Here is a 24,200-nt window from a genome sequence, read left to right as displayed (position 1 = left end):
GAGCGGGATGAGGAAAATACAAGGCGCAGGCATCAAGTAAGAACGATTTTACCTTTCTGTTAGAGCAAGTTGCAATGATGTCTGCCCCCCCCCCAGCTTTAAAAAGACTTATCAGCGAATAGTTGCGACGGGGAAATCTCAAAAGTGGCAATAATTGCCAGTGTGAGAAAGATGGTGGTGACACTCAACTCAATATTGAGAGATGGTGTTTTGTGGGAAACGCCAAAAGCTTAAATTAGTGATTGACGCCATAGTCGTTTGTTATGTGCTTTACAGACTAGTGTAACTATCATTAACTTCGACTTTGACATATTTCTTCTGATTATCCAATACTATATAAATAGTAATCGCATGAAAATCTGAGTCTTGATCTCGAATTATCCCCTGATACCTATTCGCATATTTATCATAAGTAAAAAGGATATTTTTGGAGTTAAGGTAGCTTTCGATAGCTTTCGATAGCTTTGGCATCATCTCCTACTTGTAATGCCTGAACAATTTCAGCTTTCACCTGCTTCGACGTGATTTCTGATTTTTGTTCGCATCCAAACAAAGAAATGATAACTAAGAAAATTAGATGATATTTACGCAAACCTGAACCAATCCTTGGCACATAACGCTTTAAATAATGTTTTCGATTTACATCTCCGGACCCTGTCAACGCCCAAATAACAGGCGAAAAATAGTTGGTTAAAATTAGCGACGAAGGAGCAAAAACCAACTGTTATTTGTCCTTTTAAGTGACTTGTTATATTTTTTACACTACAATGTACGACAACACCGTACGTAAATAGCGAGATGACGATGAACAGCATAAGCGTAAACCAGTTTAGGGACAACTTAAAAGCATACGTTGAACAAACTGTTAGTGAACATGAACCTATAAAAGTTACCCGACGCGCTGGAGATGACTTTATTGTGATGAGTGCAGATGATTGGGAAAGAGAACAAGAAACCATACATGTGTTGCAAAGCAGTAATTTAATGAAACAAATTGTCGAGTCTATGAACACTCATAAAAATAATAAAGGCTACAAACCAACAAAAGAGCAGTTAAATGAGATCACTAGTCTTTGAAGGTAATACTTGGATTGTTTACGAACAACTCAGAGAAAAAGATAAAAAGCTTCATAAGGCGTTGTGTGAATTATTGAAGGAAATGATGCGTTCAGATCCCACTAGTGGGCTAGGTAAACCAGAGCCCTTAAAGCATAATTTATCTGGATTATGGTCTAAACGCATTTCCCCAAAAGACAGATTACTTTATAAGTTTGATGATGAATATATCTATATTTTTGCAATAGGCGGACATTACGACCAACATTAGATAAATAATCGTGGTAGCAAAAGAAAAAGACAAAAGACGGCAAAAGACGGGACAGCCATATCTTTTGTGCTTTAGAACATCCTCTACTAACCTTTAAGTTACCTCAACTCAGTTTGTTCAGAATAGCGACTATGACTTCAGCTCGACGTACACTAATCGACCCAGAATCGACTCCGTTTTACCACATAATAAATCGTTGTGTTAGAAGGGCTTTCCTCTGCGGTGAGGATAAACTGACAGGAAAAAGTTTCGAGCATAGACGCGGCTGGATTGTCGATAAAATTAAGGCTCTGTCTGCTATCTTTTGTATCGATGTCTGTGCCTATGCGGTGATGAATAATCACTATCATCTCGTGCTGAAAATGGACCTTGATAGAACGAATTCGTTGTCTAATCGCGAGATAATTGAGCTTTGGTGTAAGGTGACTAAAGGACATGATGTAGCGACTAAATACATGAATGGCGACACCTTAATCGAGGGTGAGCGGTTACTCCTCGATGGGTTATTGGCTGAGTGGCATGAACGCCTATCTAGTATCTCTTGCACTTGATTTAATGAGGAGTTGAGGTGCCTCAATGAAGACATTGCCCGCCGAGCCAATCGAGAAGATGGGTGTAAAGGCGCTTTCTGGGAGGGTCGTTTTAAGAGCCAAGCCTTACTCGATGAACAAGCACTGCTAGCATGCATGATGTATGTTGATTTAAACCCTATCAGAGCTGGGATTGCTAACACACTTCAAGCATCTGATTATACGTCTATTCAGGAGCGCATTACCGAGCTAAGTACCTCGGATAAAAACACTAAACCAAATGATGATAAATCAGCATCAACCTCGAGCGATCCACTCAAACCACTTGCCCAATTCGATGGTACTGCCCATCCAGCGGCTCAATCAGGTATTTCATTTCTGTGATTATTTACAACTTATTGATTGGACTGGCAGGGCCATTAGGCTTGATAAGAAAGGGTTTGTTGACTCAAGCCAACCTAAATTACTCAATGAACTTGGCATTGCACCCGAGGTCTGGGTCACCTCAGCGAAAGAGTTTCGCCGCCAATACAGTGGTATTAGTGATCGTTGGGATGCTATGTGTGCTTTCAAAAAACAGCATAACTGTGGACAATGGTGTAAAGGTAAAGCCAGCAGCAATGCACTCCATCCATCACAATAAGCTCACTCATATTCAGGCATCCGTCAACAAATAGGGTTGCCAGACCAGACTATCGAGATCTAGTTGAACTATGCCCTCAGAACTAGCTAAACGCTTGGCAAGCAAAAGACAGCACCGGCATGTTTTATCGCATCACTAACAATGCATGTCTCGGCTGTTTATCATAGAGTTTAGATTACTGATATAACTGGTCTTCTTTCCCTGAAATGCAGAATAAAAGTCTTCATGGGCCAGTCTCGAAAAGGTGTCATCTCTTAGAACGTATTGGGCTATCCATTCGATAAGCATGGATAAACTACATCTTGGGCCTGCTTTGAAGGGTACTTGTGTGGCTCCCAGGGACGTTGCTTAGCATTCTCGATACAGAGGTCGACAGGCAATTTCATGAAGATTAACTCAGTGACATTGCCGAGCCTGAATTACCAAAGATGAGCACTCTTCGAGCCATATTCTCTCCCATTAACGAATCCTTTTAGATTTATAAGGCTTTCGGCCTAGCCTAATACTATCTAAGCCAAAGCTGTCGAAGCTAAAGCTATAGACACAGGCCTATTTAAGCAGGCCTGTATCCACCGCATCCGATAGCTTATTCTCCAGGCTAAACCATAGCGCTTCACTGCCTTTAGCTATGCCGCGATTGACCGAGAACACCTTATCTTAGGGCACATCATTATCTCGCCAGTTACCTTACCCCAAGCAGATCCCGCGTTTTCCACTGCACAATTATCAAGCCTATAATCACTAATATTCCGACAAATCCGGCGCCGAAGGGATTGAACAAGATCAAGGGGGCCATCATCAGCGCGATGACCCGCTCCATTTTAGACAGTGCCCGCAATAGATATCCTTCGATGGATATCGCTAAAGCCACTATGATTGCCGCGGTCTGGGCAATGGCAAAACCAAACTCCAATGCACTCGCCTCAGGGCTTACCAGATCCGTATAGGCCATCATGATCGGGATGATAAACAGGCCACCAGCGAGCTTAAAGGCCTCCACCGAAGATTTCATCGGGTTAGCGTTAGCCACACCGGCCGCGGCAAAGGCGGCTAATGCAATTGGTGGCGTCACATTTGAGGTCTGGGACAGCCAGAAGATGATGAGGTGGGCCGCAGGCCACCGAGATGGGTAGAATGATATAACCGAATACCTTGAACATTGACTCATAAGGCAGAGATGTATCTAGGGTCACTGAGCGATGAATAGCTTTAGTGTCTTCGAGTACAGGTTCATCATGACCTAATTTGCTATTATTAGTTTGGGTCATATCATGTCCTCAATCTATTAACGCCGAGGTGATTCGTATCCTGTCTAACAAAGAGACATCAATAGGAGGCATTAATAGAAAATATAAGGGGTAAACTGAAAACACAAAGGCAACCACTTAGGTTACCCTTGCATTCATTTCATTGTGTTTACTTAACCAATGAGTCCAGATACTTCTGTGCCCCTGGATGCAAGGGGACTCCAGCCAATCGATGGGCATTTTCAGGCGTTGTCGCTTCGGCAACTTTCACCACCTTACGCACATCATCCATGTTCTCAAACGCAGACTTAGTCAGATTGTAAGCCATCTCATCACTCATCTTGGCGCTAACGACGATGACGTTCCACACACTCAAGGTAGATACAGCCCCCACATTGTTGTACACATCGGCAGGTATGGTGTACTGGCTATAGGCTGGGTTTTTCTCGATGAAAGCCGCGCTCTCGGCATCCGATACTGGAATAATATTGACCTTGTGAGTCAGCGAAATCTGAGTCACGGCGCCTACACCTTGGCCACCAACGATGAAGCCGGCATCAATCTGACCATTGGCTAACGCATTGGTGGTCTCGCCGTAGTTTAAGTAAACCGCATCGATATCTTGCTTCACATCGATACCAACAGAGGCCAACAAGGCGGCTGCCGTTACCGCAGTACCACTTGCCGGCGCACCTAAGGAAATACGTTTTCCCTTAAGATCGGCTAAAGATTTAATCCCGGATTTTTCCAATGCCAAGGTATGTACCAGGTTTGGATAAAGCGCAAACAAGGTCTTAACTGGCATTTTACTGCGGAACTTGCCTTCGCCGTTATAGGCATCGAGAACGACATTGCCCATGGCAATACCGGCAATCATGTCACCGCGAACGACCTTGATGGTGTTTTCAACCGATGCCGCGGTCACTTCCGCTTTGACATTAACGTCTGGGACCTTGTCAGACCACACCTTGGCTAGCGCACCACCGAATGGATAATAGATACCGCTTTGACCGCCGGTACCGATGGAGTAATTTTCAGCTTGTACTGCCGAAGGTAAAATGAGCAGTAAAGCGAGTGTAAGCGCGCGATAAAACATAGCCTTCCCCTTGATTAATTTGATACATTCATTGCTTGTTCGGTCATTAACTATTAGTCAGAAACCTGTTAATTATTAGTGCATTTACGCTTCAACTTGGCATCGATAGTCACTTAAGGCCGAGTTAAAGTCAAGATTTCGAATAGTCTTAGGCTATGGGTTAATATGAACAGTTATAAGAATAATAAATGCACGCATTCACAGCGTGCCTCAGGATGAATATGAAACTAGCGATTAAACGACGACAACTGATTAAAGCCATTGCCGCTGGCGGCGTACTTTGCCAACTTGGCAGTTTCTCGGCCCTTGCCACTCAAGGGAAACGCCTTTATATGGATGGCTTATGTTTTCTGCCCGATGACTTAAACGATCTGAAATCCTCAGGCATAGATGCTTACCTGTGTGATATCTCAGATATTGAGGCCATTAAGCAGCCCGACGGCACCACCAACTATAAACGCACTTACTAGGCGTGCATGAAGAGCATCTCGGAAGCTCTCACGCGAGTGAATGATAATCCTGACAAGCTTATCTTAGGTAACACCAGTGCCGATATCCAAGAAGCACATGCCACAGGTAAGACTGCGGTATTCTTCCAAATTCAGGGCGCCGATTGTGTCGAGGACAGTATCGGCTCAAACCTGAATCAGGTCGATGAGTTTTATGCTAAAGGGCTGCGAGCACTGCAACTCACTCATCACTATGGCAATAAATTTAGCGGCGGTGCTTTAGATAATGATGGCGTTCAAGGACTCAATAAGCCACTAACCCAAGCGGGCAAACAGTTAATCGCCAAGCTTAACGATAAACGCATCTTGGTCGATGTCAGTCATTCCAGTCCGCAATCGGCATTGGACACGGCCAAAGCCTCTAACGCCCCAATCGTTCAGAGTCACGGCGCCGTGCGCGCCATCGTCAATCACGCTCGCTGTTCACCCGATGAGGTCATTAAGGCTATCGCAGATACCGGCGGCCTGTTTGGGGTATTTATGATGAGTTTCTGGCTGACTAACGACAAGATACCCACCACAAAGCACTATATTGCTCACCTGAAACATGTGGCTAATGTGGGCGGCATAGATAGCGTTGCCATCGCCAATGACTATCCACTCATTGGCCAGAAGAAGCTGCTTAAGCTCGATAACGATAACTCCGAAGGTGTAAAACAGTATCTTGATTGGTGGCATAGCTTGCGGGCCAAGAATGTACTGGGTTACGACATTGAACCTGTGCATGTGGTGATCCCCGAACTCAATCATATTCAGCGTATGGATCGCATAGATTCTGCCTTGGCCAAGTCTGGTTTTAGTGGCAGTGACCGAGATAATATCATGGGTGGTAACTGGCAGAGAGTACTAAAAGAGGTCCTAGGTTAAACTCTCATGGATAAGACAGTGACCTCCTATGGCTTCGAACATGCCAAGCCTAATTATGAGAAAAACGCCAATGTTGGCATCATGGTTTATGACATTATTATCGATATTTGTTCTGTCAGCTCTTCCTCTTGGTAAAGCAGTGTTAAGCTCGAGTCTCGAAGCTTAACGCTATTTATAACGACAAGTTTATAACATGAAGTTCGCTATGGTCTTCTGAATACCGATCACATCGGTGCCCTTCTTGAGCTCTTTGACTAGTGGCTGGTCTTGACCCGAGATCCACAGTTTCAGCTCAGAGTCCATATCGAAGCGACCCGCAGTTTCCACCTCAAAATGCGTGATGGCCTTATAGGGGATGGAATGATAGCTGACCTTCTTGCCGGTCAATCCCTGCTTATCGATAAGGATGAGACGTTTATTGGTAAACACAAACATGTCACGGATCAGCTTATAAGCTAAGTGCAGTTCTTCGTTGTCAGCCAAGATTGGACCTAGCTCGTCGGCAAGTTCTTCAAGGTTAACTTCCGAAGCGTTGCCCAGCAATGAATCTAATAATCCCATTTCTTCCTCCTTAAAAAGTATTCATTATAATCAGTAATGCACCGTCAGCCATAGAGTTTCAGTCTCGGTACTGGTCCAGGCGACCCTATGCTTGCAGTGGGCGGCAATATCGACATGATCACCCGCCTTCATATGCACCAGCTCACCTTGCTCAAATTGCAACTTGGCTTCCCCCTTTAATACCATCACCCATTCGCTACGGTCTTGATCGTACCACTGGCCTTCGGGAGTCACATGAGCCTTAGAGACTATCCTCTCGATAAGTATTTTGTCATTACCACCAATCTGCTCGAAGGACTCTAGAGTCAGATCCGCTGGTATTTTGTCGAAAATATTGCTCTTTTCCATAGACACTCTCCTCACGTATTTATGCTATCTCTTACTTTAACAACGACGGTTTAACCACTGTGGATTAATTCGTACTGAGGGTGACAGCTTTGGTCACGCTGATCCCTAACCTCTTCGCTAACCGGCTCAGGTTGGCTCTGTCTGTTTGCAGGCGTTTCGCCGCAGCCGACCAATTTCCTGATTCCTGACTCAAGACTCGGGTAATAAGCTGACGCTGAAACGTTTCCGTTTCCAGCTTAAGGCCTATACTCGCCCCCTTCTCCACCACAAGACCTGATGTTAACAGATCGGCATTTAACCCATTCGAGGCTGAAGGTGACAAATTATCCTGGGAGCTTGCCACCGAATCCACCAGTTGCTCGATATGCCTGATACCTATTCTCACGATAGCCTGGTTTCCACGTCCTTTAGCCCTGAGAGCCGCACGACCTATCACGTGCTCCAACTCACGGACATTGCCCGGCCAATCATAACGATTGAGTATGCTGATGGCCGAGGCATCGATTGTCAGCTGACGGATCCCCAATTTACGCCGGATCTGTTCGATAAAATACCCCGCCAGCATAGTCACATCCCCTTCCCTCTCTCTAAGAGCTGGCACTGAGATGGGATAAACACTTAGCCTGTGGTACAGGTCGGCCCTGAACCGCCCCTCACTCACCTCCAGCTTAAGCTTCCTGTTGGTCGCCGCTAAGATGCGCACATTGACCTGCTCGGTGGCATCTTTGCCCACTACCTGGATCTCCTGGCTCTGCAGTACCCGCAGTAACTTGCTCTGTACACCTAAGGGAAGCTCACCAATCTCATCGAGAAAAATCGTGCCGCCATCGGCCAGGCTGAATTTACCGCTACGATTCCTATCGGCACCGGTAAATGCCCCTTTAACGTGACCGAACAACTCACTCTCGATCAAGTTTTCCGGTAGTGCAGCGCAGTTAACATAGACGAGGGGCCCTTCTGATCGCGCCGACTGCCTATGTAAGGTTCTGGCCACCAGCTCCTTACCCACGCCGGTTTCGCCTTCAATAAGAATCGAAAAACCTGAAACCGCCACCATGTCGATCTCTCGCTTAAGCTTTAACATCACCGGGCTATCGCCAATCAGCTCGCCACCATCCTTAACCAAAGCTTCATTAGTCAACTCGGCAACCAGCTCCTGACTGTTCTGGGAATGACTCTCCAGCTCTTGCAGTAAAATCGCTGTCTTTAGGGTAGCAGCCGACATGGCGGAGATGATGTCTAAGGTACGTTCAGGTAATTCATCGAACACTTCAGGCGTCATGCTATCTAAGGTCAACACCCCGATAAGCTGGTCATCGGCCAGCAGTGGCAGACCCATGCAGGCATGAACAGGAAGATCACCAGTATGAGCTAACAGCATGCCGTCGTAGGGGTCGGGAAGCACGCAGTCGGCGGCGAAGCGCACCGGAGTCGATGAGCCACAGATAATCTCGAACCTGGGATGAGCCTGAATATCGAAGCGCCGCCCCAGGCTGTCTTTGCTTAGTCCCTGTTGGGCTAAAGGCTTTAGCCTCTCGCCTTGGACGTGCAACAAGACCACTGCATCACAGCTCACGGTACGACGCACGGTACTGAGTAGACGATCGAAGCGATCTTTGGTGGTCAAACTGTTGGTCAAATCCAGGGCCAGCTCTATCAGGGCCGTCGAAGAGATATCTATCATGGTCATAAAAATTGCCGCTCTCTTGTCTGCTCAAACGAGCCGAGTCATATGAAGTATACAGTGACCATAGCATGCCAACACAAAAAAACGCATCACAAGAGTCATATTGACTCCAAACAATCGAGTCGATATGACTCATTAAGATTTAGCTAATTAATCAAATCATTGTAAAAGAACACTTTAAATACTTGGCACGAGATTAGCAGTGTTAAACACATAATATGTTCGGTGTAAGTTACTTGAACTAACTATCTGGCTCAAACACAGATTCAGATTTAAGGAGTTCCGCCATGGCAAGGTCTCGCCTTTTAGCGCTGAAGGGATCAGTCCACTGATCTGGCATATTCATGAAATGCTTTTTGGTTTCGGCGCCACCATAGCCGTGGGATTTCTGTTAACGGCGGCGCAGACCTGGACCAAGATCCGTAGCTTCAACGGCCTGGTTTTACTCCTGCTCACCGGCATCTGGTTAGCCGTTCGCGTGTTACTCTTAAGCAATTCCGTTAACCTGCAACTGCTGGCTCTATGGTGGCTGGTATCCATCGGCTATCTGGCCTATATGGTCATTCGCGCTAAGAGTCGCCGCAATTATCCGTTTATCCCCCTATTGTCCGCCATGATGCTGCTGAACTTAGCTTTCCTGTTGGCAGATATCTTCGGCGATACCGCACTCGCCCTGCACCTGTCCCGCAGTGCCATACTCATGTTTGGTTTACTGGTTGGTATCGTCGGCGGACGCGTTATCCCCTTCTTCACCGAACGAGGCGCCGATGGAGCTCAGGTTAAGGCCACGCCATTAGTCGACAAGTTACTGCCAATTGTGACTTTACTCGGGGTATTTGTGTTCTTTAGTGGCCACTTTATCGCCCTGCCATTCACACCGGCAGCGCCGCTTATCGCCGCTGGAATCTTACATCTGCGGCGTTTATATTGCTGGGATCCCATATCCACACGCAAGGTACCCTTACTCTGGTCACTGCATGCCAGTTACTTAGCCCTGGGCCTAGGTCTGCTACTGTTAGGCGCAAGCTATTTGACCGACGCCATACGCTTCGCCGATGCACTGCACCTGATAACGATAGGTACCATAGGCGGCATAATACTCGCCATGATAGCCAGAGTGTCTCTGGGTCATACGGGCCGCGCACTCGAGCCACACGCCTCATTGAATATCGCCTTCGCGCTGATTTTATTTGGCGCTCTGGCTCGTTTCATTCTGCCCCTGTTTCAACAAGCAAGTTTGGGTTGGGACATAGCCGCCGCGTCTTGGATCATCGCTTTCAGCCTGTTTCTGTGGCACTACACGCCTATCTTGTTTAGCGCCAGACACTAAGGATCCAGATTATCAAACCGTGTTACAGCCAAATTATGAAGCTCACTGATTAATACCCTCAAGCTAAAACAGTAAAAACAATACCATCACCCGAAGGGATGATGCATAAGTCACCCATAATAATGAAGGATATTTAAATGTTATCTGCAAAACATATTGAACTGGTAAAGAGCACTATTCCCCTATTAGAATCTGCAGGCACTGGCATTACCGAATACTTTTATCAGCGCATGTTTAAGCATAATCCAGAGCTTAAACACATCTTTAATATGACCAATCAACGCACCGGAGGCCAACCAGCTGCGCTGTTTAGCGCCATCGCAGCCTATGCTAAAAATATCGACAACCTCGCTGCCCTTTCTGGGGCTGTCGAGCGTATCGCGCATAAGCATACCAGCCTAAATATTCAACCCGAGCACTACCCGATTGTGGGACACCACCTGCTAGCCACACTACGAGAGTTGGCACCGGAGGCGTTTACCGCCGAAGTCGAAGAAGCTTGGGCCGCAGCCTACGGTGTGTTAGCCGGGATATTCATTAACCGCGAAGAAGAGCTCTACCAAAAAAATGCCAATCGAGTCGGTGGCTGGCTCGGCGCAAGACAGTTTAAGCTGATAGAGAAACGTCAGGAATCGGCCCTGGTCACCAGCTTTATATTTGCCCCAGTCGATGACGAGCCCGTGGTCGATTACCAAGCCGGTCAGTATCTGGGCATCAAGGTAGAACCTGCCAATCATGAATACCGCGAGATGCGTCAATACTCACTGTCAGACAAGCCCAATGGCAAGACTTACCGCATATCGGTAAAACGTGAAGACTCCAGCAACCCAGATGATGAGCCGGGAACCGTTTCCAACTACCTACATGACCAAGTGAATGTGGGCGACGTGCTAGATATATTCCCACCGGCAGGTGATTTTCATTATGTGGAGCGCAACGAACCTGTGGTACTTATCTCGGCAGGTGTTGGTGTCACTCCCATGCAGTCTATGTTGGAAATGCTTGCCTCGAAAAAATCCGACAAGCCGGTATTTTACCTACATGCCTGTGAAAACTTGGCCCAACACTCTTTCAATGATCGAGTGCAGGCGCTGACAAGTGAACTCAAGTTGACTCACCATACCTGGTACAGAGAACTCGATGGCAATGAGCAGGAAGCCTTGAATTCACAAGGTCTGGGCCAGAGTAATAGCGGCAGCGTCAACAGCCATATGGGCTTTATGAACCTAGTCCCCATGAAAGCCGATCTGCCTCTGGATAAAGGTGACTTCTACCTCTGTGGCCCGGTCGCCTTTATGCGCTTTGTTAAACAGCAACTCATCGAGCTGGGCGTCGAAGATACCCGTATTCATTACGAAGTCTTCGGTCCACATTCCGAGTTATAAGAACAGTTATAAAGGTGACTCAGGAGGCGTAAACATCACGGTTAACAATGAGGATGGCATCTTTACCTTAACGACTGGCTGATAACCCCCGTGATACAGGTTTGTATCACGGGGGGTATTTTATTCAATAAATAACAAATCTAAACAAGCAGCTTAGTTATCTCATCCAGGTGGGTATCGACCCAGGCTGAGCTTATCGGCCCCCAGGTATTAATCTTGTAATATCCCGAATTATTACGCTCTCCATCCTGTACAAACTGGCATTCGATACCGACATCGCTCAAGGCGGCTATCGAATCTTGCAGGGTTCTTCTTGGCATGCCTGTGTGTTTATTCAAAGAGAGCAGGTTATGCTGCTCGCTGTCGATGGCGTGAGCGAGATAGAGCTTACGTAAAAATGCTTTTTTCTGTTTAGAGACTTCAATATCCACAAAAACACCTATTTTCAGCTAGTGGCTAATCAATTACTTATTGATAAAATAGCACATTATGAATGAATACTCGCAATGGGAATTGTTTCAGGCAATTTTATGCCAACGCTTAAATCCTGCCATTAAATTGTTGTGAAATATGTCTGACCTAGAGTATGTTGGCGGGATCCTGATATAGTGATTTTCTAATAATAGGAACAAATTGACAAGATATGGATAATTCGACTGATTTGGCTACTGCGACAAACAAGGCTGCAGATAATGCATCAGGCAGTGCCTCGCTGACTCTGCCAACCTCGGAGCGAGTTGCAGACGAAATAACCTCCAAAGAGCATGAGTTACCCAGACAGACTCAAGCCGAGTCCGATTGGCTTGGCTTCGATCAAATCCCTTTGACTGCAGTGGATCCTCGCTACTACACCCAAGTATTATGTGAGACCATCATAGCGACACTGGTTCTTTTCAGTGCACTGTCGGTATTTATCATCTTAGTCGCAGAGTTTCCTATTCTGGTCGCTCTGCCGGTGCTGCTTGTTTTAGGCCTGGCCTTTAGTGTCATCACCTGGGTACGTTATGCCCATGCTAAGTCAATTGCCTTCGCGGTATGTGATCACGAGCTCTTGATGCAAAAAGGGATCGTCTGGTTTAAACGTATCTCCCTACCTTATACCCGACTGCAACATATCAGTCTGTCTCAAGGCCCCTTAGAGAGAAAATTTGGCCTGCATACACTTAAGTGTTTCAGTGCTGGTAGCGGCAGTGCCGAGATAGAGCTGCCAGGCTTAGAAAGCAGGACAGCCGAAAAACTCAGGCAGCATCTGCTGGCAAAAGCGGGCATTGCCAGTCAAAGCGGTAATGCAAACATCAATCCAGACTCGAGTTTAAATCCAGAACCAGGCATAAATAGCTCCTTTGACACTTCGTCAGAGACATCCCTCAAGACTCCCACCGATACTTCTCCTGATACACATTCAGAGAGACAGGAATCGAAACCAGCCAGCCTCACCACAGAAAGTGAGCGCTAATATGCACAAGAGATTCTCACAATGGTCAGGACTCTCGCCCTGGTCGATAATCAGCTATACCTTAAATACTATTCGTTTAGTGATCTCCAACGGTTATGCCATGATCCCTGTGGTCTATACGGGTTGGAAACAAGGCTTTAACTCCCCCTGGGTCATAGTGGCTGTGGTTGGTGTTGCCCTCGCGGTACTCGTCTATGCCATCATTCAATGGGCCATGTTTCGTTATCGCTTATATGAAGATAAACTTGGCGTTCGCCAAGGGCTCATTTTTAAGAAGACCCACGAGATCCCCTTGAGCAAGATACAAAATGTGCGTCTGGAACAGCCCTTCTATTTCAGGCCCATGGGACTCTACAGCTTAGTCGTGGAGACCGCTGGCTCCAAAGAAGATGAAGCGGTACTCGCCGCGGTCAGCTATCGCAAGGCGATCCAATTAAAACACCAGTTGGTTAACCCTCTTCTTCCCTCGGCATTAGAGGATGTTGCAGCTGATGCAGAAGATAAATATCAGGCTAAAAATGCCAGAGGAAATAATGCCGAGATCAATGGCGCCGAATCCCATGGCACTTACGCTAGTAAAGGCCTTAAGACCAGAAGCGAAAGCTTAGTTCGCAAAGGTTTTAAGCCACTATTGTTGTTTGGTTTATATCAAAACAACCTGTTTTGGTTTGCCATTATTGCCGGTCCAATCATTGGCCAATTTGACTGGTCGCAACTCGCCGACACTCATCTAGCTCAGTCGGCGTGGCACGGGTATGAGCTCACTATCGGTAACCATGTGATTTACCAAATCGTACTGGCTAGTCTGTTATTGATTGGCTTCTACTTGCTATTGTCATTGATCTCTATGGCCGCATCTGTGCTCAAATATTATCCCTATCATCTGAGCAGAGATAACAACACGCTGCACAGAAGTGGCGGTATTATCGCTAAACAGAGTGATGCTTTGGCCCTACAGCGAATTCAGGTCATACGATTCTCACAACCTGTCATAGGCAGACTACTCAAGCTGTGGACCGTCTATTTCAAACAGGTAAAAGGCACGGAAGTCGAGCAAAAATCCCAACGTCATATGTTAGTGCCCAGCATGACTCGACAGACCGTATCTGCACTACTGCAAGATATGAAGGGCATCGAAGCCAGGACGACTGAGCTTCCCAAACACTATAATCCCATACATTTTGGCTGGTACTGGCGACGAGGCTTGGCCCCGCTTATCGTGCCAGCGGTCAACACCCTAGGCATGGGACTCAGCCCCATCACCGAATTGATGTGGGTGATCGGTTTAGGCTTTACTATTGGTCTCTATTTGCGATATCGACAATGGGGTTACTGCTTAGATGGCAATGACTGCTGGATCCACACAGGCATGCTTGGCCATAGCTGGCACTTAATTGCGCTAAAAAAAGTACAACACGTCACCATTATTCAGACTAAAGGTCAGCAAAGAAAAGGCCTGGCGACCCTTGAACTCGGTCTTGCAAGCGGTACCCAGACCATCCCCTATTTACCTCTGCATGATGCCAGAGAAATTGCCGAGCGTGCCTTAGCCATAACGGGTCGCTCTTATCAGAATTGGATTTAAATTTACCCGTTCCTAGGTTCTATAACCTAGGAACCGAGTGCTCAACCTCGAGCCTGAAAAAGGAGAATACTCTTGAACACAAGTGAATATACACAGTCACAGACGATACAGATGACACCTGAAACTATCATCAATTTTTGGTTCGACGAGATAGAGCCTAAAGCCTGGTGGGTTAAAGATACTGAATTTGATGCACTGATAAAACAGAGATTCGGTTTGCTCGTCGTACAAGCTCAGGCCGGTGAGCTCTATCATTGGCGCGCCACACCTCAGGGACGCCTCGCCGAGATCATCCTATTGGATCAGTTTTGTCGTAACATACACAGGGATACACCACAGGCTTTCGCTTCGGATCCCTTAGCGCTCGCGCTGGCGCAGGAAGCCGTGGCACAGGGTGCGGATACCGAACTTAAAGCCAAGCAGGTGCCTTTCCTGTTTATGCCTTACATGCACAGTGAATCTCAGAAGATCCATGAAATTGCCATGGTACTGTTTAGCAGAGAAGCCGCAGCGGGTAACTTAGAGTTTGAGCGCAGGCATAAGGTGATTATCGACCAATTTGGCCGATACCCACATAGAAATGAGATCCTTGGGCGAGAATCGACGTCAGAAGAAGTAGAGTTTCTGTCGCAGCCAGGATCAAGCTTCTAGATTGATAGGTCCTAGGTTCTAGTGCTTGGAACCTAGGACCTAATGTCACTCCAAAGGCAGGTAAATGTCTGTTATCAGTTCATGCTCTGCCACTTCGGGGAAGAAGTTCTGATTTTTCATAAATAGTGTCACAGACCCGGTTCATCACTTTATCGTAACTGTCTATTTTTGCTTTCGACTGCATAAGATCCCATCAAGCTTTCAAGATGGCGAGCTCCACGATAAAGCTCACTCATCCTCATACCAATATATATTCCCTGCTGAATATGAGGCTAGTATGCAGATGACACCGAAGGTTTTCCTGACAGATATTGCTCCAGTCAAAAACAATCAATATATCGGTCTATTTATCCATGACGCTTCAAACGTAGCTCCCACTTCCCTTCGGCTTGTGAGCTGCACTTCTCTTCGGTATCGAAGCTGACCTTGTTAGTTAAATCACCGACCTTAATCGCCACCTTAGCCAGTTCCTGCTCAATGAGCCCGATAAGATACTCATCCTGTTTATTGGTTATCGCAGCGGATAACTCGGCATCGGTATTAAATACACAGACAATTCTTAATGACTGAGGAAACTTATCGTAATTAACTAGGTGAGTTATCCACTCGAAGCCCTCGACATGCTCCAGTGCCAGTTCACAGACGTGAGTCAGTGATTCTCTCAGGCTATTTTCAATTTTCTTATCCGACTTTCTCATCTCAGTTTCACCTTAATCATCTCTATCGTACTGGGAGCGCTAGCCAGTACTTTATGGGGAGGCTTGAGTCTACAGGAACTAATACCAATCGGCACAAGAGGATGTCAGTTAGCAGCTTATCACTAAGCCAAAAAATGGGGCAAGGAAAGAGGAAGAGCAGATGACGAATCTACAAAAAAGTACTGATCTGCCAGTCGATCAAGGTGGCATTGCCATCATTATCACAAAGCCAGATTCTGGCTCTGGTCATCGGCTTGAGTAGGCCGACTTCCGACTCGACTCTGGACCAATCTTCATCGGTGAAGTGCTCACCATTGATCAACAATTTATCCAGGCTATAAGGCGTGATCAAGGACTCTTGCGTGCCATCATCTGTGTCTATGGTGAAACCCAACTGGGACGCACCTCGCCAGTAAAAGACTAGAGTCCCGGTCCAGGAAGTCATATGATTAGGCTCACAGTCAAAGTCAGCCGGGGGACGAAGACGCCCCTCGGCTGCTACCGAAAGCGAAATACATAACCCAAGTAGTAAAATAGCTATATGAATAAAAGACATTTTCCATTTCAAAAAAGTCATAAGCTAAGTACTCTTTATTCAGGTGTGCGGTATATATTACTCATTTTATCCATACGTTCGGCCTGCCACAGAGTAAACTCATCCATACAATTATCATCAGTATAATCCATGAAATTTGTGATCGGATCATCACCTGACTGCCTCTTACAGGAATTTCTATTCGTTGGACAACCATAGGCTGGTGAGCGCTCCGCCGGTGTATCTACCACATCATCACCAATACCATTACACCCACCTTGAAAGGTATGATAAAGGCCAAGCCAGTGCCCAACTTCATGGGTCAAGGTATCACCTTCATTGTAAGGAGTGGCACTGCCATTAGGCAAAGATGAGTAGAGTATGACCACACCATCATTATCAGGGTTCCCGCCATAATCGCTAGGGAACGTCGCCCAACCTAATAATCCTCCCCCCGGATTATTAGTATATACATTCAGATCATCTTCATCGCCAATTCGAAGTGACTGTTTCATTATTTTTTCAGCGACAGAACCATAACCAGCATTAAACCAAGCTGGGTTATCAGTATAACTTGTCCCTGATAAAACAAACTTGATACCCGTATCATTGCTATTCGAACCCGAAGAGAAGGCTGCTTGTAACACGTTCATCTGCCCCGCAATATCTGCTGTAGAAAGTGCACCACTTGCACCATCGGTTAGGACATGAAAGTACACATTAATGCTTCTTATGGTCGGATTGGATGGCGTGCCATTATCATCATTGCCTCCATTACCATTTCCTCCGCCATTACCATTACCCACTCCATCTGGCTTTTTCATCGCGTTGAGACGTTTATTAATCCGATGAACCTCTACTTCCGTAGGCGTTCTCGTGCCGCAACGTTTAAATGCGGCATTAGGATTGGCATTATCCCACCCCTTGCCATCAGGATTTGGCCCCGCAGCCATAGATTGCGGCACGGTTAAGAGTAGTAGGCATACCGATAATAAAAGTGACCTAAACATCTGAAACCTCCTGGGAGGCTTTGCCCTCCACCGATTCATGTGACTAACATAAACAACTCATGCAAACATCTCTTTCAAACCGCTAGCTCAACAAAGCTTCAAATAGAGAAATAAAGTGAATAATTGCTTACATAGTTAACTTGTAATGTCTAAATTATAACCTAGGTAAAAATGACTGAAGCTCTGATGGCATCACTACTTAGCTCATTTCAGACTCAACAAATACTTAGCTAGATAAATTAATTATTTAGAGCTTCTAACTCCTCCTTTTTTTCTGTTCTGAGACTCTTTAGGCTCAGCTGATGTTTACGGCTGACAGAATTACACACTAGCTTGTTGAGCAGATTAAGTGAGTGTGAATGCAAAGAGGCGCATCCCATGGATGCGCCTCTTATAATTATAGAAAGGTTTAGTACAAAGCTATTTATAACAACTAGCTCAGAACAGCTAGCCCTTTATGCTGTAATCCCCTGTTGTCGATAGGGTCACAATGATTGCAGAGTCTGTTTTATTTTTCCAATACCAGCCATGTGCACCGGCGAATGGCGTGGTCAAGGACCCTTTCATCTTATCTGACGTAGTGATAGAGAAACTCTCGAAATAACCTGTGGTATCTCCCTTAGGCTCACCATGGAAATCAAAATACAGCTCCTCGCCACCCGTGCTCCACTCATACTCTAAGTGAACAAACTCATCCATCAATAACTTGTATTCGAGCCCCTTACCCGCGGGGATATTGATCTTAACAGTATCGCTTCTCACCCCGGGAGTCTGGCGAGCTTGAGCTATCTGAGCAACACTCGGGGCATTAGCCATCTCTGTACTCGTCACTGGCGTGGCTTGTCCAAAGGCGAAAACGGTCTCGTTATTCTTGACTGAGCTGGCACTCTTATCTGTCGCTTTACTCTCAACTGTGTTTGCTGCGCTGGTTGAAGCCGCCTGAGATATTTCAGTTAATCCCAACGCCCTACCTATGCCGGTTGGATCGATATTGTACTCGGCAGGCAAGATAGCTGTGACCAAGACAACTGCTGCAATCGCCGCAGCGGCAACACTGGCTTTGACTAAGGTGGCAATGGAGTGCACCGGAATGCTATTAAACAGTGTATCGTTGTGATTTGTTGAACTTGGCTTGTCATTGTTTTTCATGATTATTCCTTAAGCTTAAATCTATTTCTGATGTCAAATTGGGTCTGTTAGCTAACGAAGAATCCCGTTAACTGGAAGCCGACTAACATCAGGCCCCCACTCATCAACAAGGTGTTAGCCGCAGTGGAAAACTGCAGAAAACTCCTGTGCCGTCGCCAGAAACTCATCAAGATAAGTACCCCCCCCAGAGCCAAGAACTGACCTATCTCCACCCCAACATTGAATGCCAGAATATTAGGCACCAGCCCTTCCTGTGGCAGATTAAACTCCTGAATCTTGGTGGCTAAGCCAAAACCATGGAATAAGCCGAAGATCATCACCGCAGCTTTAGTATTGGGCTGAAAACCAAACACCCGCTTGAAACCGCCTAAGTTATCGAAACCTTTATAGACGATAGAGAAACCAATAATGGCATCGATAAGATAGGCATTGACCTGAATGTCACTGAGCACACCAAACAACAAGGTGATACTGTGGCCTAAGGTAAACAGGCTGACATAGAGCAACACATCTTTACTTCTGAACAGGAAGAAAATCACCCCAACAAGAAACAAGAGATGATCGTAACCGGTAACCATATGTTTGGCTCCGATATAGATAAAGGGCAGAATCGATACCCCTTCATTTTGAGTTAAAAACAGCCTGGTACCTTCATCGACCCCATGTGCCGATAACGAAAAAGAAGCAAATATCCCAAAAAAGACCACCAACAAGGTCATAGTTTGAGTCATCACTTTACTCATAGTCGTCATGGTTTTGGCCAAAGGATGGCTCATTACACATACTCCAAAAATAACATTTAAATCAATTAAATAGCACTAAATCATAAGCTATAAGCTATAAGCTATAAGCTATAAGCTATAAGCTATAAGCTATAAGCTATAAGCTATAAGCTATAAGCTATAAGCAGATTAAGTGTCTTAACAATATTGGATTAACGTTTTACTCGTAAAAACGAGCTCCTACGCTAAAAAAATGAAGCAATATTATGTGTGAGGAGGTGGAATGGGCGGCGCATGGCGGCAATTAAGGTATGAAATATCATCATCTTTGAGGATTTCAGACTGGAAAAAACTTGAAATGATTATAGGTTCAGCAGGTGGGTGAGACTGAGTATGTGAATGGTTAGCATGTTCATGTTCAGCTTCTGCATTTACTGTCGATGCGCCATCTAAAATAGTGAGTTCATTGCTCTCAAAAGCTGAAGGCACAGTGGCATTAAATGCTAAAGGAGCATGGTGATGAGAGACTTGCTTGCTTGAAGAATAAGAGTTTGAAGCATAAGAGTTTGAACTGTCTATATGGCTGTGGTGATGACTAACGTCAATCCCCATAGGGTGTTCACCGCTAGGGTATTGCACAGAGAAAGCCGAACCGATTGCGAGAAACTGACACAATAACACCACCAGCAAAATAGCCAGTGTTACCTTCGAGCTAAACTGGCCATACGAGGCGAGAGGCTGTGAAGCATGTGTTTTCAGTTCCGGACTCCAATAATTCAGTCTCAGCTATTAAATCAGATAGCGGGCTCTGTTATCAAGGTGTTAACCTAAATAAGGCACTAAGATGAACTCGATTTAACAAGAAGAGGGATACACCTAACCCTCTTCTTGTCGTTATTAGCCTCTATTATTAGCCTCTATACAGTACTCGTTACACCAGGCTAGTCAGCATCTCATCTGAGTATTCCACCAGCGCTTTACCATCACGCACTAATTCCACGTAATCTGGATTAGCGATGAAGGGTCTGCCTATGGCTAGCAGATCAAATTTATCTGCCGCTATGGCACGGCTATCCGTCTCAGCGGTATAGCTACCTACACCCACTAAGGTTTTACTATAGATACTACGCACGTAACTCGAAGCACGACCACCTAAATAGTCGAACTCCATGGCATCATCGAAGATACCTATATGTAAGAAAGCCAAAGGTGAGCTCACAACTGAGCGCGATGCAGAGCATCTGGCACGCTATTTCATGCTAGGAGTATATGGCCTGAGAACTTTCGCACACACACATCCCGAAGGCGACACCATACAAGAACTGGCCGATCAGCTTTATCGGGACCTGTGTCGATAAATCAGGAAACAGATGACCTGTAAGACAACTATTACTTAAAGCGACAGACTTTCAATCTTTCAAGCTGGATTCCAGCCACAAGCATGCCGGAATGACATAGGGGCTATACACTCCAGTCCTATGGCTTTCTTCGCTTTATCTTAAGACTTAAAACTTACAACTCTAGACTTTCTTAGCTCTGCCCTGAACTCTAGACTTTCTTAGCTCTTCCCTGAACTCGCGACTTTCTTAACCCCATAGCAATAACACGATTAACCAATATTTACTGACGACATAGTCATTCGTATCAATATCAAACCAAAAAGCAGTCACAAACACCTTGGTAAAACTCAAGTTCAGACTCTACACCAAGTTATATGTTATGCTCAAAACTATTTTTTACCTTATATTATGAGAGTACATAAATCTATGTCCATGAGTTTTGCTCGTTATTCCTCCATTGCCCTGGTTAAAGAGATAGAGTCACCTGAAAACCCTGGTGGGCTCGAGAAACGTGTGGCACTAGTCCCCGATGATGTGGGTCGACTCGTCCAAGCCGGGATCAAGGTTTATGTTGAGCATGGTGCCGGAGAAGGTGTCTCTTTTACCGATGACGAATACCTGAAAAATGGCGCCATCATGCAGACGGCAGAACAAATATACTTAGATAAAGCGCTCATCATTAAGTTTAAAGGGCCGTCACTCGCTTCCATAGAAAACATGAGTGAAGGCTGTACCCTGTTTTGCATGGCACATTTTAACTCCTACCCGGAACGAGCCAAATTACTGCAAGACAAGCGTATCAATGTCATCGCCATGGAAGAGATATACGAATCTCCCAATCAGGAGTCGGATACTCGAATCTTAGGAAGAGTGGCCATGAATCAGGCCTTGGATCCCTTCTTCAGTGACAATAGCGTGGGCGGATTGCGAGTCAGAATCATCGGCTGGAGTGAACGTCTTCGCGGAGCAATCAACCGATGTGGCAACCGTAATCCACGCTCATTACAGGTAATCCAGCCCAATATCACTTTCGATGAGCTAGATGCCAGCGGAAGCAATGCCCTGTATTTATACGACAGTCAGAGCTTTGATGATCCCCATAACATACTCGCTCAACTGAAAGATAACGGCACTCACCTATTCGACATGCATGAATTTGAGCGCGAACAAGGTCAGCAAGCCGTCGAGGCCTACAGAGCCAGTCATCCACCCGCTGAATTTGGCTTACGCCGTATCCAGTGCCTACACGAAACCGGTCAAGCCGGTGCGAGATACGGCATGGATCTACTGAAGAAAAATAAGCCCTCTCTGGATATTTCCAACTGTAAAGCTGTCATTCTAGGCTATGGTAACGTAGGCCAAGGGGCATTAGATGAATTGCATAGCCAAGGCATCAAACATATCCATGTATTAGGACGCGCTCAGACTAGCAGCGGTAGAATTGATTATTGGCTCAAGGATGCCGATATCGTCGTCAATGGCGCCGAACAAGCGGCTGATCTGAGAGGAAATAACTTTTTAATCAGCAACCAACACATCAAAGATTTAATGCCTCATAATTCGGTGGTCATAGACCTGGTCGGCGGCAGCCCTACCAACAGGAGCCCAGTAGAAGCAGTCATAAGTTGTAGCTTCTTGACTGCCCCCTATCTGGTACAGGATGGTGTGTTTGTTTCCGCGCTATGGGGCTGGCCTATGATGGGAATGATGCGTGAAACCGCCATTCGCTATTCTAGCCAGATAGTCGAGGTGTTGATTGGTCATGAACAACTGATCGATGGCATTAAAGATTTAGCCCCCGGAATACGACCTGCTCTGGTCTGTGGTCCCTTTTAATCTAAAAAAAGTCTACATAACTAGGGGGAGCCGATGCTCCCCCTAGTTTTACAATATTGTCATTGTTTGCAGCCTCGAGCCTTAAAGCTAAAAGCTAAAAACTGGATTCCGGCCACAAGCACACCGGAATGACCTAGGGATAGTAGCACTCCAGCCTTGGACCAACTTGAGCCTGCCAGTTCTATGGCCTTTCTTAAGACTTAAAGCTTACAGCTCGAGACTTTCTTAGCTTTTTCTTAAAACTTAAAGCTTACAACTCGAGACTTTCTTAGCCTTGTCTTGAACTCGAAGCTGTCTTATTAGCTTTATTTAACCACCAACACAGGGCATAGAGCCTGATTGGCGACGGCCTCGGCTACGTTCGGACTTAACATGTGTGAGATTCCGGTATGACCATGACTTGCAATAACTATCATGCCCACTTCACGTTCTTCGGCTTCTTCCAATATTTGAGCTAATACCCCTCCGCTGCGAATATTGGTATGTACCAACAAGCCACTGGGCATCTGTTCGCGCACTTCTGCTACCATCTTCTTCATCTTCTCATCGGCGTAGGCTTCCTGGTCTTGCAGCAATTCGGCGGGGCTATCGATAACGATGCCAAAATCAGGTGCACCGTATGGCAGGCTAATCACATTGAGCAGCCTAATATCAACTGCGTATAGATTTGCCATCTCGACGGCATAACCTAAGGCATGGGATGCCGTTTCCGAAAAGTCGGTCGGGCACAGTATATGACGAGTACGCATAACTCTCTCCTGTTGGATCAGCTTCTAAATAGTCAGCTCTCAATAAGCCTTCCTAGACCCTAGAACTTAGAACTAGAATCCAGACCAAATTTACTTAACCACTAAGACCGGACACTTAGCCTTATTTGCCACAGCTTCCGCCACATTCGCATGGAGAAAATGGGTTAAACCTGTGTGACTATGACTGGCTAAGACGATCATCCCGGCGTTTATCATACTAGCCGATGCCAAGATCTCCTCGGCCGGTGAGCCGTGGCGAATAACCCCCTCAACCGACAAACCGGAATCTAAGGTTCCAATCAGCTTACGCATCTTTTCAGCTGCCTCCCCCTCCATTCGACTCGCGAGTTCCTCGGGAGTTACTGATAATACGCGTGTATATTTATCGCCGAATGGCTTATCGACCACATGCAATATGCGAATGCCTACACTATAGAAGTTGGCCATTTCAAAGGCGTAGCTCATTGCATGGGAGGCTGTCTCAGAAAAATCTGTGGGACAGAGTATTTGACGAGTTCGCATGACATTCTCCTAATAGATAAGCTCCCAGTTCTTAAGCCTAAACCCCTGAACCTTATCTCAAAATAAATGGCATAGCCCCAATCTACTGCCTACAGGTCGCTGATGACATGTGCCACGAGCAGCGCCATACTTAGTCCAATAGGGCTACGCCAAACCTTGTCTAGTGACCCTCTCAGATCGCGTTCGACGTCCCTATCGAAAATTTAACGATTAGCTATAAGTATTGAACATTTAGAGCCGTTCTCATGTATTAAGCATAGTCCCAAAATGCCTGTTAATCCTATCCTTTATCCTCCTCGCCTTATCGATAGATGTCACTCCTCTATCCTCTAACGATGCGTATTATTTTTAAGCAGGGCTAGATCTTACTTCCATAGTGAATTATGATTACCCCACACAGACCGACCAATCAGTCGT

At 46.0% G+C, this 24,200-nt stretch carries 24 protein-coding genes and 5 pseudogenes; 13 read left to right on the top strand and 16 right to left on the bottom strand.

The features are described from left to right. Positions 1-91 precede the first annotated feature (91 nt). Positions 92-234: pseudogene (locus KT99_RS21605) on the top strand (IS110 family transposase); the annotation flags it as partial. Positions 235-433: 199 nt separating this feature from the next. Here the strand turns inward: KT99_RS21605 and KT99_RS21965 are convergent. Further along, on the bottom strand, positions 434-721 hold the full coding sequence (locus tag KT99_RS21965) for a hypothetical protein (protein WP_157752192.1): 288 nt from the start codon (positions 719-721) through the stop codon (positions 434-436). 83 nt (positions 722-804) lie between these two features. On the opposite strand from KT99_RS21965, the gene KT99_RS08615 reads away from it, so the two are divergent. The 3 genes and pseudogenes from KT99_RS08615 (at position 805) to KT99_RS22805 (ending at position 2,500) form a co-directional block, all read left to right on the top strand. Continuing rightward, the gene (locus KT99_RS08615) at positions 805-1,077 is read left to right on the top strand and encodes a type II toxin-antitoxin system Phd/YefM family antitoxin (protein ID WP_005499031.1); all 273 of its coding nucleotides are present in this window, start codon (positions 805-807) and stop codon (positions 1,075-1,077) included. Continuing rightward, positions 1,058-1,327 carry a Txe/YoeB family addiction module toxin gene (locus KT99_RS08610; RefSeq protein ID WP_005499029.1) on the top strand — a complete coding sequence of 90 codons (270 nt, stop codon included), beginning with the start codon at positions 1,058-1,060 and terminating at the stop codon, positions 1,325-1,327. The genes KT99_RS08615 and KT99_RS08610 overlap by 20 nt, the downstream gene beginning before the upstream one ends. A 131-nt stretch (positions 1,328-1,458) precedes the next feature. Next, positions 1,459-2,500 (top strand): annotated as a pseudogene (locus tag KT99_RS22805) (transposase). Positions 2,501-3,182: 682 nt separating this feature from the next. Here the strand turns inward: KT99_RS22805 and KT99_RS08600 are convergent. Then, on the bottom strand, positions 3,183-3,572 hold the full coding sequence (locus KT99_RS08600; RefSeq protein ID WP_232504273.1) for a hypothetical protein: 390 nt from the start codon (positions 3,570-3,572) through the stop codon (positions 3,183-3,185). Positions 3,573-3,916: 344 nt separating this feature from the next. Beyond that, positions 3,917-4,843: a TAXI family TRAP transporter solute-binding subunit gene (locus tag KT99_RS08595; RefSeq protein WP_005499020.1), complete on the bottom strand. Its 927-nt coding sequence runs from the start codon at positions 4,841-4,843 to the stop codon at positions 3,917-3,919. A 221-nt stretch (positions 4,844-5,064) separates the two neighbouring features. On the opposite strand from KT99_RS08595, the pseudogene KT99_RS08590 reads away from it, so the two are divergent. After that, positions 5,065-6,219: pseudogene (locus KT99_RS08590) on the top strand (membrane dipeptidase). A gap of 6 nt (positions 6,220-6,225) precedes the next feature. Next, positions 6,226-6,354 (top strand): hypothetical protein, encoded by a 129-nt coding sequence (locus KT99_RS23275; RefSeq protein ID WP_005499014.1) that lies wholly within the window; start codon positions 6,226-6,228, stop codon positions 6,352-6,354. A 51-nt stretch (positions 6,355-6,405) separates the two neighbouring features. Here KT99_RS23275 and KT99_RS08585 read toward each other — a convergent pair whose 3' ends face one another. The 3 genes from KT99_RS08585 to norR all read right to left on the bottom strand — a co-directional run bounded on the left by KT99_RS08585 (position 6,406) and on the right by norR (position 8,818). Beyond that, positions 6,406-6,780: a PH domain-containing protein gene (locus KT99_RS08585; RefSeq protein WP_005499013.1), complete on the bottom strand. Its 375-nt coding sequence runs from the start codon at positions 6,778-6,780 to the stop codon at positions 6,406-6,408. 30 nt (positions 6,781-6,810) lie between these two features. Further along, on the bottom strand, positions 6,811-7,128 hold the full coding sequence (locus KT99_RS08580) for a cupin domain-containing protein (RefSeq protein WP_005499012.1): 318 nt from the start codon (positions 7,126-7,128) through the stop codon (positions 6,811-6,813). Between the two features lie 64 nt (positions 7,129-7,192). After that, complete coding sequence (gene norR / locus KT99_RS08575) at positions 7,193-8,818, bottom strand: nitric oxide reductase transcriptional regulator NorR (RefSeq protein ID WP_005499011.1); 1,626 nt, start codon at positions 8,816-8,818, stop codon at positions 7,193-7,195. A gap of 244 nt (positions 8,819-9,062) precedes the next feature. Here norR and KT99_RS08570 point away from each other — a divergent pair, with 244 nt between their 5' ends. Together KT99_RS08570 and hmpA are read left to right on the top strand one after the other, a co-directional pair. Next, the gene (locus tag KT99_RS08570) at positions 9,063-10,145 is read left to right on the top strand and encodes an NnrS family protein (RefSeq protein WP_083804827.1); all 1,083 of its coding nucleotides are present in this window, start codon (positions 9,063-9,065) and stop codon (positions 10,143-10,145) included. A gap of 137 nt (positions 10,146-10,282) precedes the next feature. Then, positions 10,283-11,530, top strand: a complete 1,248-nt coding sequence (hmpA, locus tag KT99_RS08565; protein WP_005499006.1) for an NO-inducible flavohemoprotein — start codon at positions 10,283-10,285, stop codon at positions 11,528-11,530. Positions 11,531-11,670: 140 nt separating this feature from the next. On the opposite strand, the gene KT99_RS08560 is transcribed toward hmpA, so the two are convergent. Beyond that, positions 11,671-11,961, bottom strand: coding sequence for a winged helix-turn-helix domain-containing protein (locus KT99_RS08560; protein ID WP_005499005.1), 291 nt, complete (start codon positions 11,959-11,961; stop codon positions 11,671-11,673). Between the two features lie 212 nt (positions 11,962-12,173). On the opposite strand from KT99_RS08560, the gene KT99_RS08555 reads away from it, so the two are divergent. The 3 genes from KT99_RS08555 (at position 12,174) to KT99_RS08545 (ending at position 15,222) form a co-directional block, all read left to right on the top strand. Further along, positions 12,174-12,986 (top strand): PH domain-containing protein, encoded by an 813-nt coding sequence (locus tag KT99_RS08555; protein WP_005499004.1) that lies wholly within the window; start codon positions 12,174-12,176, stop codon positions 12,984-12,986. A 1-nt stretch (position 12,987) separates the two neighbouring features. Further along, positions 12,988-14,571: a PH domain-containing protein gene (locus KT99_RS08550; protein WP_040571772.1), complete on the top strand. Its 1,584-nt coding sequence runs from the start codon at positions 12,988-12,990 to the stop codon at positions 14,569-14,571. A 111-nt stretch (positions 14,572-14,682) separates the two neighbouring features. Further along, positions 14,683-15,222 carry a DUF924 family protein gene (locus KT99_RS08545; protein ID WP_005499002.1) on the top strand — a complete coding sequence of 180 codons (540 nt, stop codon included), beginning with the start codon at positions 14,683-14,685 and terminating at the stop codon, positions 15,220-15,222. 347 nt (positions 15,223-15,569) lie between these two features. Here the strand turns inward: KT99_RS08545 and KT99_RS08540 are convergent, their stop codons facing one another. The 7 genes and pseudogenes from KT99_RS08540 to KT99_RS08510 form a co-directional block, all read right to left on the bottom strand. Next, on the bottom strand, positions 15,570-15,920 hold the full coding sequence (locus KT99_RS08540; RefSeq protein WP_005499001.1) for a hypothetical protein: 351 nt from the start codon (positions 15,918-15,920) through the stop codon (positions 15,570-15,572). A gap of 169 nt (positions 15,921-16,089) precedes the next feature. Beyond that, a complete protein-coding gene (locus KT99_RS08535; protein ID WP_040571771.1) occupies positions 16,090-16,476 on the bottom strand; it encodes a hypothetical protein in 387 nt (128 codons plus the stop codon). A gap of 35 nt (positions 16,477-16,511) precedes the next feature. Further along, positions 16,512-17,465 carry a zinc metalloprotease gene (locus KT99_RS08530; RefSeq protein WP_040571770.1) on the bottom strand — a complete coding sequence of 318 codons (954 nt, stop codon included), beginning with the start codon at positions 17,463-17,465 and terminating at the stop codon, positions 16,512-16,514. Between the two features lie 447 nt (positions 17,466-17,912). Then, a complete protein-coding gene (locus KT99_RS08525) occupies positions 17,913-18,614 on the bottom strand; it encodes a hypothetical protein (protein ID WP_005498991.1) in 702 nt (233 codons plus the stop codon). A gap of 47 nt (positions 18,615-18,661) precedes the next feature. Then, a complete protein-coding gene (locus tag KT99_RS08520; RefSeq protein ID WP_420038539.1) occupies positions 18,662-19,345 on the bottom strand; it encodes a HupE/UreJ family protein in 684 nt (227 codons plus the stop codon). A 255-nt stretch (positions 19,346-19,600) separates the two neighbouring features. After that, the gene (locus KT99_RS08515) at positions 19,601-19,948 is read right to left on the bottom strand and encodes a hypothetical protein (RefSeq protein ID WP_232504272.1); all 348 of its coding nucleotides are present in this window, start codon (positions 19,946-19,948) and stop codon (positions 19,601-19,603) included. A gap of 319 nt (positions 19,949-20,267) precedes the next feature. Continuing rightward, positions 20,268-20,543: pseudogene (locus tag KT99_RS08510) on the bottom strand (oxidoreductase); the annotation flags it as partial. Here KT99_RS08510 and KT99_RS23550 point away from each other — a divergent pair. Together KT99_RS23550 and KT99_RS08505 are read left to right on the top strand one after the other, a co-directional pair. Continuing rightward, positions 20,536-20,694: pseudogene (locus tag KT99_RS23550) on the top strand (TetR/AcrR family transcriptional regulator); the annotation flags it as partial. The pseudogenes KT99_RS08510 and KT99_RS23550 overlap by 8 nt on opposite strands. A 408-nt stretch (positions 20,695-21,102) precedes the next feature. Then, positions 21,103-22,512: an alanine dehydrogenase gene (locus KT99_RS08505; RefSeq protein WP_005498979.1), complete on the top strand. Its 1,410-nt coding sequence runs from the start codon at positions 21,103-21,105 to the stop codon at positions 22,510-22,512. 305 nt (positions 22,513-22,817) lie between these two features. On the opposite strand, the gene KT99_RS08500 is transcribed toward KT99_RS08505, so the two are convergent. Continuing rightward, a complete protein-coding gene (locus KT99_RS08500) occupies positions 22,818-23,261 on the bottom strand; it encodes a universal stress protein (protein WP_005498978.1) in 444 nt (147 codons plus the stop codon). A gap of 90 nt (positions 23,262-23,351) precedes the next feature. Further along, positions 23,352-23,783, bottom strand: coding sequence for a universal stress protein (locus tag KT99_RS08495; protein WP_040571768.1), 432 nt, complete (start codon positions 23,781-23,783; stop codon positions 23,352-23,354). Between the last annotated feature and the right edge of the window lie 417 nt (positions 23,784-24,200).

The organism is Shewanella benthica KT99 (genome assembly GCF_000172075.1).
Lineage (GTDB): Bacteria > Pseudomonadota > Gammaproteobacteria > Enterobacterales > Shewanellaceae > Shewanella > Shewanella benthica_A.
The sequence above is the reverse complement of the archived record's forward strand: the minus strand, read 5'-3'. Positions and strand labels throughout refer to the sequence as shown.